At 51.8% G+C, this 14124-nt stretch carries 11 protein-coding genes; 2 read left to right on the top strand and 9 right to left on the bottom strand.

Annotated features, from left to right (window positions below):
- Nucleotides 1–35: 35 nt before the first annotated feature.
- Both VGN67_RS08195 and VGN67_RS08190 read right to left on the bottom strand, forming a co-directional pair.
- Nucleotides 36–551: a hypothetical protein gene (locus VGN67_RS08195; protein ID WP_327486317.1), complete on the bottom strand. Its 516-nt coding sequence runs from the start codon at nucleotides 549–551 to the stop codon at nucleotides 36–38.
- A 37-nt stretch (nucleotides 552–588) separates the two neighbouring features.
- Nucleotides 589–2082 (bottom strand): peptide MFS transporter, encoded by a 1494-nt coding sequence (locus VGN67_RS08190; RefSeq protein ID WP_327486316.1) that lies wholly within the window; start codon nucleotides 2080–2082, stop codon nucleotides 589–591.
- Nucleotides 2083–2283: 201 nt separating this feature from the next.
- Between VGN67_RS08190 and VGN67_RS08185 the strand changes: the two genes are divergently transcribed.
- Both VGN67_RS08185 and VGN67_RS08180 read left to right on the top strand, forming a co-directional pair.
- Nucleotides 2284–2958 (top strand): peptidoglycan DD-metalloendopeptidase family protein, encoded by a 675-nt coding sequence (locus VGN67_RS08185; protein ID WP_327486315.1) that lies wholly within the window; start codon nucleotides 2284–2286, stop codon nucleotides 2956–2958.
- Between the two features lie 46 nt (nucleotides 2959–3004).
- On the top strand, nucleotides 3005–4252 hold the full coding sequence (locus VGN67_RS08180) for a carboxypeptidase-like regulatory domain-containing protein (protein ID WP_327486314.1): 1248 nt from the start codon (nucleotides 3005–3007) through the stop codon (nucleotides 4250–4252).
- 5 nt (nucleotides 4253–4257) lie between these two features.
- On the opposite strand, the gene VGN67_RS08175 is transcribed toward VGN67_RS08180, so the two are convergent.
- From VGN67_RS08175 to VGN67_RS08145, 7 genes are all read right to left on the bottom strand, one after another.
- Complete coding sequence (locus VGN67_RS08175; protein WP_327486313.1) at nucleotides 4258–5313, bottom strand: DUF4249 domain-containing protein; 1056 nt, start codon at nucleotides 5311–5313, stop codon at nucleotides 4258–4260.
- A 3-nt stretch (nucleotides 5314–5316) separates the two neighbouring features.
- A complete protein-coding gene (locus VGN67_RS08170; RefSeq protein ID WP_327486312.1) occupies nucleotides 5317–7656 on the bottom strand; it encodes a TonB-dependent receptor in 2340 nt (779 codons plus the stop codon).
- A gap of 8 nt (nucleotides 7657–7664) precedes the next feature.
- Nucleotides 7665–10106, bottom strand: a complete 2442-nt coding sequence (locus VGN67_RS08165) for an MG2 domain-containing protein (RefSeq protein ID WP_327486311.1) — start codon at nucleotides 10104–10106, stop codon at nucleotides 7665–7667.
- A 133-nt stretch (nucleotides 10107–10239) separates the two neighbouring features.
- Nucleotides 10240–11556, bottom strand: a complete 1317-nt coding sequence (locus VGN67_RS08160) for a deoxyribodipyrimidine photo-lyase (RefSeq protein WP_327486310.1) — start codon at nucleotides 11554–11556, stop codon at nucleotides 10240–10242.
- Between the two features lie 105 nt (nucleotides 11557–11661).
- Nucleotides 11662–13203 (bottom strand): hypothetical protein, encoded by a 1542-nt coding sequence (locus tag VGN67_RS08155; RefSeq protein ID WP_327486309.1) that lies wholly within the window; start codon nucleotides 13201–13203, stop codon nucleotides 11662–11664.
- Between the two features lie 234 nt (nucleotides 13204–13437).
- On the bottom strand, nucleotides 13438–13806 hold the full coding sequence (locus VGN67_RS08150) for a helix-turn-helix domain-containing protein (RefSeq protein ID WP_327486308.1): 369 nt from the start codon (nucleotides 13804–13806) through the stop codon (nucleotides 13438–13440).
- 11 nt (nucleotides 13807–13817) lie between these two features.
- Nucleotides 13818–14114: a type II toxin-antitoxin system HigB family toxin gene (locus tag VGN67_RS08145; protein ID WP_327486307.1), complete on the bottom strand. Its 297-nt coding sequence runs from the start codon at nucleotides 14112–14114 to the stop codon at nucleotides 13818–13820.
- Between the last annotated feature and the right edge of the window lie 10 nt (nucleotides 14115–14124).

The following is a 14124-nucleotide window of genomic DNA, read 5'->3' as shown; positions in this document are numbered from 1 at the left end:
AGCTTAATGATTGTAAATTGTATAAATTATTCATTTCAAGGTAATTTCTGCCAGTTAATTTCGGAATTATCAAGCAAAGACTGTAAGTATTCTTTATTTGGACTTATTAATATCCCATAATCTTTTGCTGATGGTATATCTACTTCAAACAAGTAATTGCATTCCTTTTTTAATAACTCAAATCTTTTCCTCCCTATTACTCTGTTTAGATTAAAATAATAAGGTGGAAGTTTATTGATTTGCAGCAATTTAATTCCTCCTTTCCACTTGACTAGCAAAGCCTTGAATTCTTCGGTTGGCATTATGAAGTCAAAGGTCAAGTCTTTGGCAATGACATTCAAATTTTCCTCACTTTCTATTATTGGAAGATTGTATTTTTGCCATTCAACTCCGGTCCCATGAGCATGGACCCATACATATTTGTAACTATCTCGAAGTAAGTATTGGAGAATATTTACAGTAGCAAAGTCTAGGATAATTTGATATACTCCTTGATTAATTTCTTTTATAGAATTAATATTCTCTTCAAAACTATCTTCTTTTTTAGCCATAAATACTAATAAAACAACAATAATATAATACTCATAATTACTGAATACCGCCCATCCACTTTCGGATGGGTTTGTAAAACAAGAGCAACAGCAGACCAAAGCCCGTCGCAAACAGGAACACCTGGTTGAAAAGGGAGGGCATTTGCTGGACGTTTTCTTCGTCAAAGTTGCCGGCAAAAAGTCCGGCAATGAGGTTACCCAGCGAAGTAGCCACAAACCAGATCCCCATGAGCTGACTCACGTACCTTTTGGGGGCCAGTTTGGTATAGGTACTTAACCCGACCGGGCTGAGGCAAAGCTCGCCCAGGGTGTGCAGCAAATAGGTAGAAGCCAGGAAGAGCGGCGATACCAGTTCGCCGGTAACGGCACTTTGAGCTGCCAGTACCATAATGCCAAAGCCAAGTCCCAGCAAGATGAGCCCGATGGAGAACTTTACGGGGGTAGAAGGGTTCTGGTTGCGGTTAGCGAGGTAGACCCACAAACTCGCCAGCACGGGCGCAAAGATAAGGATGAAGAATGGGTTGAAGTTCTGGAACCAGCTCGATGGCATGAGCCAGGTACCGATAGTACGCTCGGTATGGCGGTCCGCAAAAATCTGTAGGGAAGAACCCGCCTGTTCAAATCCCGACCAGAACAGGGCCGCCGCCAGGAAGAATATGATAAGTACCCCCACCCGTTTTTTCTCTTCGAGCGTAAGACCACCCGCTATCAGAATGTACATAAAGTAGAAGAACGATACCGACACAATGATAACCCCTGCGCCCTGCGCCAGCCCCTGGGCCGTAGTGAGGTCAATGGCTCCGGTCATTTGGAGAATAGCCAGGAAGGCTACCATAAGACCGATGATACCGTAGCCGATGGTGCGCTCTTTGGTAGAACCATCCACAGCGGCGGTAGTATCCTGCGGTGCTTTCTCTGGTACCTCGCCTAACCCTTTAAGGTACCTTGAGCTACCATATCTGAACACCAGCAGCCCCAGGAACATACCTACGGCGGCCGCACCGAAGCCCAGGTGCCAGTCAATTTTTTGGCCCAGGTACCCAACTACCGTGATACCCAGGAACGAACCCAGGTTAATACCCATGTAAAAAATGGAAAAAGCCGCGTCGCGACGGGCACCGCCTTCGGGGTAAAGTTCACCTACAATAGAGCTGATGTTGGGCTTGAGCAGACCGGTACCTATCGCTACCAGACCCAGGCCCAGATAAAATATGGCCTCCCCGGCGGGAATGGCCAGCACAATGTGCCCGAGCATAATGACAATACCCCCGTACCAGATCGCTTTCTTTTGCCCCAGAATATTATCGGCCAACCAGCCACCCGGTAGCGAAAGCAGGTACACCGAGGCCGTGTAGAGTCCATAGATGGCGGCCCCTTCGGCGGCGTCGAGACCCATGCCGCCTTTAATATTATCGAGGAGGAAAAGAAGCAGGATAGCCCGCATGCCGTAGTAGCTGAAGCGCTCCCACATTTCGGCGAAAAAAAGCACATAAAGCCCCCGAGGGTGCTTCTGCGTTACAGTTGATGCCATACGTTATACGTAAAGTTTCAGTTGATGAGTACGATTAGTTTATCCGATATAGGTGTGCAAGATAGGAATATTGGTCAAATATGTAAGAGGGTGGCGTAGCGTATAGCCGGAGCCGGTTTTAAATGGTTTTAGCGTAGTTTAAGAGTACGGGGCGTTGTCATTTTGTGTAACTTGTCGGCCCAATGTCAACGCTCCTTTTAGATGAATCTTAGTCAATTGCTGCCGAGCTATGCGTTCTTTGCGCCGATAGTTCCCCTTATGCCGTACCGCTGGCTCGACTTCACGGCCACTAACCCCGATTTGCCAGCGCTGGACTTAACCGATACGGCGGTTTTTAACGACTATGTGTTCGGAAAGCTGCTTGACAACGGGCGATACGCCGGCGTAGGTGGCTACGACGAGCACCGGGTTATCTACAGCCGGAGCGCTCACTTCGGTAGTCCCGGGCAGGAGCCACGTTCCATCCACCTGGGCATTGATATCTGGGCGGGGGCCGGTACGCCCGTCAGTGCTCCGCTGGCCGGCCGGGTCCACAGCTTTGCTTTCAACGATAACTTTGGCGATTATGGCCCTACCATTATCCTGGAACACGAGCTGGAAACCATCCGCTTTTATACGCTCTACGGCCACCTGACCCTGGCTTCTCTGGATGGATTATACGAAGGCAAAGCCGTGGCGGCGGGAGAGGCGTTTACGGCAATTGGCCCTTATCCCGAAAACGGCCACTGGCCACCGCACCTGCACTTTCAGGTCATGGCGGATATAGGTACTTACCGGGGCGACTATCCGGGGGTGTGTTCGGTACGGGAGCGGGACAAGTACCTGGCCCTTTGTCCTGATCCTAATCTGATACTACGGGTACCTGCCCGCGGATAGCGGGGACTGTTCTTTATGTTGGTTAAATTTTATTTCGAATATTGATATGACAGTACTTTACAGGCGGGCGTTTGCGGTTTTTTTTCTTTGGGTAGGGTCAATCAGCGGGCTGGTGGCGCAGGGGTACATCATTATTGGCGGGAAGGTTATTGACAAAACTACCCAGGCGCCCATCCCCTTCGCGCACATTGGGGTGATGGACCGGGGCATGGGTACTATCGCCAACGAAAACGGAGAATTTTACTACCGCTTTCCCAAAATAGCCGCGGAAGAAGCGATAGCGGTAGCCGTAGTGGGCTATAAAAACTTTACCCGAAAAGGAGCGGACTTTACTCCGGGCGACCGCCACGTAGTTATTGAGCTCGAAACGGCACAACCCGTTATAGTAGACGGGGGGTATACCAATAGCTTCGACGCGCGGGGATTGGTGAGTGGGGCGCTGACCAAAGTGGCCAGGAATTACGCCGATTCACCCATCATGATGAACGGCTTTTACCAGGAAACCCTGCAGCAGAACGGCGAATACGTGGACATACGCGAGGCGGTACTTAAAGTAGAGAAAGACCCGCGGCCCAAGATAGAATTCCCGGAAAAGGTACGCCTGATGCGCGGCCGCCGGTACCAGAGTACTACCCGTTCCAAACTACTGGACGAGTACGAATTTCCGAATGGAACGGCTATTGTTACCAAAAGCATTGAAACCGGCCTGCCCGAGTACCTCGCCGGTAGCAACCTGTCCGACTATGCCTACCAGCTCGACGATACCATTGCTTTCTACAACGGCCGGGACGTGTACCGCATCCGGTTTTCGCCGGTCAACGCGGGAGTAAAAGCGGCCCGGAACGGCATTATCTTTATCAACAAAGCCGATTCGGCGCTGGTACGTATTGAGTACGAGTTTACCCCCAGCGGCGTGAATGATGTATTCAAAACCTCCATGAAAAGTACCCTGGGAAAAGTACTTGGCAAGAGCCGCGAGGGGAAACGACTGAGCAGCTTTACCAACTACCTGCCTTATGCCGGCAAGTGGTACCTGCAGGACTCTCAGTTGCTCATCGAAACCGATTTTATTGATAAAGCGAGTACACTTACGGGTACCATTCGTCTGCACTTTGTGGCCAATGATATTCTCAAGAGCAACGGCAACGCGGTACCTCCGTCGGACCAGCTCTTGGATACGGCTCAGTTTGCCCCGCAGCGCATTCCTAAATACGACGAAGTGTACTGGTCCAATTTCAACCATATTATTCCTTCGGGCCCCATGCGGAAGATAACCGAAAGCCTGAAAAAGTAAGCCCGTCAGGGGAGCCAGTTCTGGGGAGGTACTTCGCTGCCTTTGTAAAAAACATAGCGACAGTCGCCGGGAATAACGTACCGCAGCGTCTGGACTTTCAGCAAGGCATCATTCAGCGTGTCGCCGGGTACCACCAGCCGCTTCTGACTGACGCCCGCTACTTCAAACAGCCCCAGGGCCCGCTCGGTGGGGTCTGCCTGGTTGTAGACATTGCCATACACGGGCGAGGGAATAGGGTCAAAGATAGTACCTACCCGCTGGCGCTGCTCGTTGAAACGTCGCCAGTACTGGTAGGCCTCGCGGGTAAGCGAGTACTGCTGTACCTCCACAAAATGTTTCCCCACAATGTACACCGGCGAACGGTACAGGTACTGCTCCCGGATGGGTTGCCCGTCCGAATAGGAATCGGCGTAAATAATGATTTCATTATCGTCCACGGGGGTCCAGCAGAATTTCTTGTGGAAAACTCCCCCAAAGTCCCGTACCCCAATGGCCTCCCGGCGAATGATGCTGTTGGCGGTCCAGCGGTAGTAGTTGCGCTGGCCCGGCTGGTCCTGGGTATTCAGAAAAATATCGTAACCAAAAGGGGTATCAAGTACATTGCCGGTATTGCCGGTAAAGCGGGCCGTCAGGCTTTCGACGGGTACCGCTTCGGGCATGGTTTCGGGTTCAGAAACGAATACTTTCTCCTCCGGTAGTTCAATCCGGACCTGATACGACTGGCCCACCCGTGCCACAAAGGTACTATCCCCGCTCTGATACAGGCCCGGCTGCTCGTCTACGGGCAACAGGTGCAGCCGCTGGTTGGTAGAGGTTTCCAGAATATAGACCTGAGCTTCGGTAATAGCGGAGCTTTCGGAAGAACCGGGTTCATTAAAGCTACCGCTGCGCGTAAGCCGGACGGTATAAGGTGGGCCGTCGTTACTGATATGCCCTTCCACCACCAGTTGCGGCTCGATAGTCCGGATGGGTACCCGTACCTCTTCCACGCAGCCGGTCAGGTAAGCGGTGAAAAGAAAAAGCAGTTGATTGATTATTACTAAATATCGTTTTCCGGACATGGTCTAATAGTGGAAATTCCAGGTAACGGAAGGAATAATGCTCCCAAACACCGACAACTGGTACGAACGGAATTGCTGGAAATAGATAGAATAAGGATTCTTACGGGCGTAAAAATTATACAATGAAATAACCCACACGCTATACCGGGTCTGGTCGCGGGTGCGTCGGCTGTCGTGGCTGATGGACATATCGAGCCGGTGGTAGTCGGGCAGGCGGTCGGCGTTGCGCAGCGAATAGTTAATCATCGGAATGCCGTTCACCAGATACTGTCCGTCGGGGTAGGTGTTGGGTCGGCCGGTGGTATAGGTAAAGTTCGCCGACCCCGTCCAGCCTTTGCCCAGGGTATAGCTGCCGGTGAGGTTGGTAATATGCGGGCGGTCAAAAAGCGTAGGGTACCACGCCCCGCGGTTAATGGCCTCGCCGGGAAATTCGGTCCGGGTAGTAATCAGGGAGCGGGAGTAGGTATAGTTCAGGGAGCCGGTCAGGCGGCCTTTGGTTTTATTGACGGCAAACTCTACACCGTAGGCTTTTCCCAGCGCCGACAACAGGGCCGTTTCTAGGTAGGGATTCAGCAGCAGCTCGGCTCCGTTGCGGTACTCCACCAGGTTGGTAATATCCTTGTAGTAGCCTTCAATGGAAGTTTCGATGCTGTTATCCTTCCAGTTCCGGAACAAGCCCACCGAATACTGGTCCGCTACCTGCGGCGGTACAAAAGGGTCACTCAGTTTCCAGAAATCAACCGGAGAAATGGCCGTGGTATTGGAAATCAGGTGCAGAAACTGCCGCGAGCGGTTGTAGCTGAGCTTTAAAGACTGATTGGTACCCAGGCCAATCCGGAGCGCCAGCCGGGGTTCCCAGCCACCGTAGGATTGTACCCGCTCGCCCCGGCCGTAGCTGATGGAGTCGGTGAGGGTTTCGGGGCTGCTGGGTACCCGGGCTTCGTAGAGGTACCTGGTATAGGGCCCCAGCGTATGAAACCGGACGTAGCGGAGGCCGGTAGTGAGGGTAAGGGAAGGGCTCAAAGTCCATTCCTCCTGAATGTAGGCGCTCAGCTCCTGACCCAGCTCGGTTTCGATGGAAAGCGGCCGGATACTTGATTCGGCACCGTCGGGGCGCAGGGAGCCGGGCTGCAGCCGGTAGTGAATATAACCTGCGCCCGCTTCCAGCTTGTGGGCCTCCCGGGGGGTAAAAGTAAAACCGGCGTTGGCCTCGCGCTGACGGATCTGGGAGCGCAGCGAAAACTCGTAGAAGGGCTTGGGACTATCGACGTTGAACTCATAAGAACTTTGCAGCAACGATACTTCACTCGACAGCGTACGGCTGAGCACGGCATTCCACCGCAGGGTAGCGGTACCCGACTTCCAGCCGTAGGTAGTATCGGCCGGAAACTTGAATCGGTCGGCGCTGTGGTAGGCCGACAATGCCACGCGGTGTCGGTCGTTGGGCTGGTAGGTCAGCTTGCCGTTCAGGTCGCTGAAAGAAGCCTTACTTCCTTCAAACAAGTCCGGAAAAAGTTTGATGATCAGGTTGGGATAAGCGAGTCTTGCACCGGCCATCAGGGTAAGTTTATTTCCCAGCACCGGGCCATCCACCACGAGCCTGCTGCTGATGGTACCTACGCCGCCGCTGACGTTCCAGCGGTCGGGGCTGCCGGTGCGGGTATTCATGACCAGCGCTGACGAAAGCCGACCGCCGTAGCGGGCGGGTATGGTACCTTTGTACAGCGTTACGTCCTGTACCACGTCAGGATTAAGATTGGAGAAAAAACCCAGCAGGTGCGAAGTGTTGAACAGCGGAGCGCCGTCGAGCAGGACCAGGTTCTGGTCTACCCGGCCCCCCCGGACGTTAAAGCCCCCGGCCCCTTCGCCCACATTGCTGACACCGGGCTGCAGCATCAGCGACCGCACTATGTCCGTTTCCCCAAATACCACGGGTATTTTTTTGAGTGTAGCCACATTCAGCCGCACTACCCCCATGTCGTTGCTCCGTACGTTGGCGTCGTCGCGGCGGCCTTTTACTTCCAGCTCGTCCAGTTCCGTAATGGAGGGCAGCAGTTCCAGGTCCAGGGTGGTGTCATCCATCAGGCGAATAGCCCGGGTAACTTTGTAGTGCCCAACTCCCGTGAACCGAACCGTGTAGCTGCCCAGGGGGAGCGTCAGGGTATATTGACCGTTTTCGTCGGTAGTGGTTCCCTGCTGCAGCTCCTGGATAGATACCGTCACCCCCGACAGGGGTTGTTTGGTGGCGGCATCCCGAACGGTACCACTCAGTACGGCGCGGGCCCAGGTACTTCCCAGGGAAAAGAGTAGCAGGATGAGCGCAAGCAGTAGCTTTGCTTTCATATAGAATATTAACGGATGTCGTACTTCAGCGTGCCCGTGCCAAACCTACCGGTCGGCACAGCGCCCTGTACCTGCACCTGCACCGTAGTGGGACTACCTGGGTTCCAGTAGCTGACGGTAGCTTTACCGTCGGGGCCCGTCCGGACCACGGGGGCCCAGTATACGGTGGGGCGCCGGTCGGGAAACTGCCCCGGTTTCACTACGTCGTAGCGGGGGGCATAAAATTCCCGGGCTATGGCGTAGCCAATGGTATTTTGTGTGCTGGAACCGGTATCGGGAGTGTCTTTTTCGTAGCGCCGGGTAAGAACGTTGATAACGCCATTGGAACCGCGCGTACCAAATGCTGAGGCCGAGGGACCTTTCAGGACATCTATGGCCTCTACATCCCGAACAGAAAGAGAAAGAACGGCGCTTTTGGAAGAAGGAACGCCATCAATCAGGAACAGCGGCTCGGTAGAACCCATAATTGTACTGACACCGCGTATCAAAACATTTTCACCTGAGACTGTCACCCCGGGCACCCGGCCTTTAAGTACCTGCAGCACATCCGAGAATCCATTTCTGACATTATCATCCAGGGGAAAGGACGTATCGGGCGAACCGTAGGTATTTCGTCGGGGGTCAATGCTTTGTGATTTGCTTTTCTTTCCGGCGGTGTTTTTTGAGCTGCGGCCTTTCGCGGGCGCGGCGGGTTCCTCAGCCCGGGCAGTTGAGGTGGTAGCTGTATTTTGTTCTTCCTGCTTAATGAGCGTCAATATTTCCTGCCAGTTTTCCGCATTTTTCATAAAGGCTGATAAAGAACTACGGGCCAGGGTCGGGGCCGGGAAGCGAACCGGTACCTGGGTAGACGAGGGAACGGTAAAAGGGTCCAGCAGTACGTTTATGTCCTGCTTCTGGCGGGTTTTGACCTGGAATTGGGTAGTACTGTTGTACACCGCCCCGTCGGGTATGGCAAATTTCCCGCCTGCTTCGGTCTGCCCATTTAAAAACTGCTGCTGGGTACCCGTCTGGGCTATCAGGGAAAAAGAAAGATTTTCGGCGGGCTTATTACCCGGAAGCAACAAACGACCGCTGATCGGTAGCGCCGCCTGCAAACGATGGGTAGGTGGCGCGTATACATCACGAAGTACCTCCTCCCAGACAAAGCGCCGCCACCCCTGGGTCATGAGCAGCAGGTCCAGGTAGGCAGCCGCTTTTTCATTTTCCGGATTAAAATAAAAATCAGGATTTTCGATGTGGCCCTTGAGGTCAGAGCTGAGCAGCAGGTAGCTATAAATGTTCCGGGCATTGGTAGCGGGTAGCAACCCGGCGTCGGTAGCAGCCAGGGAAAGCTCGGCGGCTACGGGTTTATTGTCGGCATCTTTCACACTGACAGCCAGGGTTACCTTTTCATGTGGTTTGTACGAAGGTTTGTCCGGGCTTACTTCCACGGTAAGCGGCTTCCGGACCGTATTAAAGATGAGGCGTTCACTCAGCGGAAGTAGCTTTTGGTTAAACACCGTAAAATGAATAATGCCTTCTTCCGGAAAGAGGCTTCGGTTAATGTAAAAGTAGGAACTCCGGTTGGGCGGCAGGTCGGCCAGGAAGCGTACCTGCCCCCGCACGTGCCCCACCAGGTACAGTGTCTGCGTAGAATTTGGCTCCATAACGGACACTTTAATATTGCTGGCAATTGAATTATCAATGGTCAGTACGGCACCGCTATCCCGGGCGGCGGGAAGCGTAAAGCGCTGTGTGAGTCCATCTTTGCTCCGGATGGTAGCTATGTACTCCTTGCCTTTTTCGGGCTTTAGTAAAAATACCCCCATACCGGCGTGTTCGGAGCGAAGGGGAGCTACCTCCTGCCCGTCGGCAGTAGCCACCGAGCCTTCAACTTGGACCCCCATCCCCGACTGATTGATGGCCTTAAAAGCCACGCGGCTTCGGACGCCCGTCACCAGGGTACCTCCTTCGGGGAAAAACTGAACATCCAACGCTGGCTTTGCCGGAGATGATGCTTCCGGTTCCTGCCGGGAGTTAAAGATTTCAATGGTTTTTCGAAAGAAGAAGCCGGGGTCACTGTTCCGCATCCAGTTTGTAAAGGCTACCAATTGGTACCGGCCGTCGGGCAGGGAGTCGTTCAGCTGGAAGTCGCCGTGGGCGTAACCATATTCGGCCCGTAGGACGCGGGTTTCCAGAACAGCTCCCTCGTCATTGGCCAGCTGCACGTACAAGGTACCGCTGGCGGAGTCGGCCTGGTGCAGGAGGCCGTCTACCAGGTAGGCTTTGAGCCAGAGGTTGTCCCCGGCCAGGTACACATCCCGGTCGGTGTGCAGGTAAACTTTTTCGGAAGGGTAGGTGCGGAGGTAGTTGAGGAGCTGGTTGGAAACCGTGCGCAGTGGCGTATCATCCACCAACTGGAAGGCCAGCAGGCTCAGGCTACTCCCCAGTATCAGTAAAAGCTTTTTCATGGCAGTTCGAGTCCTGAACAAAGCAAGAATTGGATAAAGAAGGGGCTAATTTACACTTATAAGTCCACAAACCCAAGCTACCCGCCTTTACTACGGGTACCGGGGGTAGTACCGCTCTGTTCTTCCGGCATTCTTAGTCCTTTCCCAGGGCCTGCCTGTACACCTTCAGACATCGCTCCCGGGCAAAAGCGTGGTCTACAATAGGAGCAGTATAGTCCAGACTGTTCAGGTCGGGGAGCCAATCGCGGAGGTACTGTTTCTGAGGGTCAAATTTTGCAGCCTGGGTGGTAGGGTTAAATATCCGGAAGTAGGGCGCGGCGTCGGTACCCGAGCCGGCGGCCCACTGCCAGCCCCCGTTGTTGGCGGCCTGGTCGTAGTCCAGCAGCTTACTGGCGAAGTAGGCCTCGCCCCAGCGCCAGTCCACCAGCAGGTGTTTGACCAGAAAGCTGGCCGTTAGCATCCGGACGCGGTTGTGCATGAAGCCCGTCGCGTTGAGCTGCCGCATCCCGGCGTCCACCAGTGGGTACCCCGTTTTTCCCTCGCACCATTTTTGAAATTCTTCCTCGTTGTTGCGCCACCGGATGCGGTCGTACTCGGGCCGGAAGGCCTCACCCTGACCAACGTGCGGGAAGTTCCAGAGAATCTGCTGGTAGAAGTCCCGCCAAATCAATTCATTTAGAAAAGTACTACTGTGGACCCTGGCCTTCCGCACGAGTTCCCGCACACTCACCGTACCAAAACGCAGATGTACGCCCAGCCGGGAGGTAGCCGGAGCAGCGGGAAAATCGCGGAGGTCGTGGTACTTCTGCAGGAGTTCAGTGCGCAGGCTCTTTACCGGAAATGGTCCGCCTCCTGGCCTGAACCCCATGCTTTCCAGCGGCGGTATAGGAAGTACCTGAGTTTTGCAGAAATGGGTAAAGTACTTCGCGTTAGGATACGAACCGGCGTAGAAATCATCTAATTTATCTTTCCATTTACGACTATAGGGCGTAAATACGGTGTAGGGGGTACCCTGCCCGGTAAGTACCTCCTGCTTCTCAAAAATTACCTGGTCTTTGAATGTTCTGAAATCGATCTCTTTTTCTTTCAACAGGGTACCTACCTCCGCATCGCGCTTTTGGGCGTAGGGTTCGTAGTCGTGGTTGGTATAGACTTCGGCTACGGTATACTGCTCAAGTACCTCCTGCCATACCTGCCCGGGCCGACCGTACTTCACCAGCAGGGTACTACCCATGGCCGCCAGTTCAGCCTGTAAATCTGCAAGTACCTTATGGATAAATTCGACCCGGCGGTCGTGGGGCTTTTCAAGCTGGTCAAGAATAAGGCGGTCAAAAATAAAAAGCGGCAGCACCGGATAGCCCGAACGCAGGGCGTGGTACAGCCCGGCGTTGTCGTGCAGGCGCAGATCGCGCCGGAACCAAAAGATGGCAATGGGGGAAGATGAGGGCATAAATAGTTTTATTTACTCACTTCCTAACCAAGCCTTACGCGTTTTGTTTAAGGTGGATTAAACAAGATGTTTGCAAGGCGCAGTATGTTTTTAAGCATTCTTGGGCTACTGGCTAAATAATTGGGACACATCCGTTTCGATGATACTATTAGCGAGTACCGTATAAAGCTTGTTGCCAACTACAGTGGATTTTCCTGCTTCACCCATTTCAGCCACCATACCTCCCCGCGAATCCAGCACAATTGTTTCTTTATTGCGTTTTAGAAACCGATAGTTGTACTTCGTAAAATAGTTTAGCCAAGCCTGATCATCTGCTTTGGAAGCCTCGACTTTTAATTCTTTATCAAGCCCTATAATTTTTTTATCTTTAGTGTAAATATAGACCCGGTCAGGATGAAGCTGGTTGATGCTACTGTAGGTTGAGTCACTCTGCTGCTCATAGACATGATCACCCAGGAAGGAAAAATCTTCGTTGTGAAGGGTAGTACTGCCCAGCATTTTGCCGGAAGCGATGGAATATTTCTCTATTTGCTGCCCCATAATAAAGTAGATACAGCTATCACGTACAGTAAATCCATTGTATTTGTTTTCCTGACCTGAACCAATATAATTCCTGTAAGTCTCTTCCCCACTGCTTAGGTCAAAAGTGGCGAGGAAAGGTTTTCCATAATTAATTTTTCGGTACCCTTTATACGCATAGCCACAATTGACCATTACCACTTGGTCGTCCTTTAAAAAAAGGATTGATTTACTCGTAAGTTTTTCAGGGAGTGGAGTGGACCATACTACCTGACCTTCGGCATCAATACAAGCAATAGTATTCCGGGACGCAAAGTAAAGTCTGCTGTCTTTTGTAACAACATTGGAAACAACATCGCGAATTAAATCGGGACCCGTTGAAACCAGGTATGCACCTGTAAGTAGCCCAACCGCGACTCCTGCCACATTTTTTGCAATGGTAACCGAGTAATCTTTCTTGCCGGTTACCGCCGTATAGTCCCAGCCAGAGCCGTCATGAATATTTATAGTATGCAGGCCTTCCGCCACGATCAGGAGGGTAGAGTCATTAAGGTACCGCAGGTCATTCCAGCTGTAGTCGCGGGTAACAACGCGCTGCCATAGTTTCTCACCGGTAGCTATATTTATACCCATGAGGAGATTTTTCAAACTTTTTGAGGGAGTGATATCGTACCCGATGCCAATGTTGAATTCAGGATCTGCATGAATAAAAACAGTATTCTCCCGTCTGACCGTTTCTCCCGTTTCAACATTCAGCAGATGGCTTCCCGAGGCATTCGTTTTCAGCAGGAGGGGCCCCACGTTTTCATAGCTTTCATTCTGGTACAGCACGTTCTTTGACCACCTCACCCGGGAACCCGGCATATCAAACACATAGATTTTCCCTCTGTTGGCAAGCCATTTTTCATTTCGCAGTGCCCGGAGCTGGATAGTCAGCAGGTTAAGGGTAGTATCGACATGTGAGCTATGAATTCTGTCCGGGAAAATATACTCTTTGGACACGAAGCCTTGCTGGGTGGAAGTAAGCTTACCGGTGGTTTTTTCGATAATTTCTACGAAGGTTCGGGGGGGCTGCGCCTTTAGGTATCCATATGTAATCAGTAAAAGGCAAAGGATTGCTTTTTTCATAAGCGACATTAGGTTGGGAGAGGAGGCAGGATAAGGTTTTTTAACCTGCAATATAGCAGCCGAAAAGGATTTATAAATCGTCTGAGAATAAATTATTTGCCAGCCGGTTTTTGGGCTGTAGCATCTGCCTGACCCGCTGCAAGACTATAGAAAAATAAGCCGAAAGTAGCCCCTACGGGGCTGGGGGCGACACCCTTGAAAATATACCCTTGGTCATCAACACTATAGAAGGCGTTATTTGGACAATTGGTAGTCGTTTACAAGAATAGAGGCGGAAAGATTGAGCCTTCGTGCCAGGTTCCGGACCATTTCTACGGTGAGCTTTCTTTTCCGGTTCAGTATTTCAGAAACCTGACTTTTTCCTCCAATGTAAGGAACCAGATCTACCTGTTTCAGATCCAATTCTTCCATTCGGATTTTAATCGCTTCTATGGGGTCAGGTGCCTCAATAGGATACTTCTTTTTCTCGTACTCATCAATTACTAGTGCCAGAAGATCAGCCTGATCACTTTCGGGCGTGCCCATTGGAGCATCAAAAAGCGTATTCAGCCGCATTAGGGCTTCCTGGTATTCTTCCTCGGTTTTTATAAGTTTAATGTCCATCCTTTTCTTCCTTAGATTGTATTTGCGTCTATTTTATCATAGTCGGCATGGGTACCGATAAACCGAATAAAGATCCATTTTTTCTCAAAGTTGAATCTTGCCACCAACCGGTATGCATTTCCTTTAATATTAAAAACAATCCTCCCGTCTTTTAGAATACTAGCGTTGGCATAGGTGTTTTTAACATCCATTGGGTTTTTCCAATCGGCACTCATGGCTGTGTCATACCAGGTTTTCAGGTATTGTCCCGCATCTTTATGTTTTCCCCAAAATTGCCTGAGAGTACTCTTTGCAAATATTCGCTCCATCAAGTAGTGG

Source organism: Telluribacter sp., from assembly GCF_035998675.1.
GTDB lineage: Bacteria > Bacteroidota > Bacteroidia > Cytophagales > Spirosomataceae > Telluribacter.
This window is presented reverse-complemented; position numbering and strand designations above follow the sequence as displayed.

What these genes read in the sequence shown, in the direction of transcription:
- VGN67_RS08195 (WP_327486317.1), bottom strand. Translation starts at nt 551, where the DNA reads ATGGCTAAAAAAGAAGATAGTTTTGAAGAGAATATTAATTCTATAAAA.
- VGN67_RS08190 (WP_327486316.1), bottom strand. Translation starts at nt 2,082, where the DNA reads ATGGCATCAACTGTAACGCAGAAGCACCCTCGGGGGCTTTATGTGCTT.
- VGN67_RS08185 (WP_327486315.1), top strand. Translation starts at nt 2,284, where the DNA reads ATGAATCTTAGTCAATTGCTGCCGAGCTATGCGTTCTTTGCGCCGATA.
- VGN67_RS08180 (WP_327486314.1), top strand. Translation starts at nt 3,005, where the DNA reads ATGACAGTACTTTACAGGCGGGCGTTTGCGGTTTTTTTTCTTTGGGTA.
- VGN67_RS08175 (WP_327486313.1), bottom strand. Translation starts at nt 5,313, where the DNA reads ATGTCCGGAAAACGATATTTAGTAATAATCAATCAACTGCTTTTTCTT.
- VGN67_RS08170 (WP_327486312.1), bottom strand. Translation starts at nt 7,656, where the DNA reads ATGAAAGCAAAGCTACTGCTTGCGCTCATCCTGCTACTCTTTTCCCTG.
- VGN67_RS08165 (WP_327486311.1), bottom strand. Translation starts at nt 10,106, where the DNA reads ATGAAAAAGCTTTTACTGATACTGGGGAGTAGCCTGAGCCTGCTGGCC.
- VGN67_RS08160 (WP_327486310.1), bottom strand. Translation starts at nt 11,556, where the DNA reads ATGCCCTCATCTTCCCCCATTGCCATCTTTTGGTTCCGGCGCGATCTG.
- VGN67_RS08155 (WP_327486309.1), bottom strand. Translation starts at nt 13,203, where the DNA reads ATGAAAAAAGCAATCCTTTGCCTTTTACTGATTACATATGGATACCTA.
- VGN67_RS08150 (WP_327486308.1), bottom strand. Translation starts at nt 13,806, where the DNA reads ATGGACATTAAACTTATAAAAACCGAGGAAGAATACCAGGAAGCCCTA.
- VGN67_RS08145 (WP_327486307.1), bottom strand. Translation starts at nt 14,114, where the DNA reads ATGGAGCGAATATTTGCAAAGAGTACTCTCAGGCAATTTTGGGGAAAA.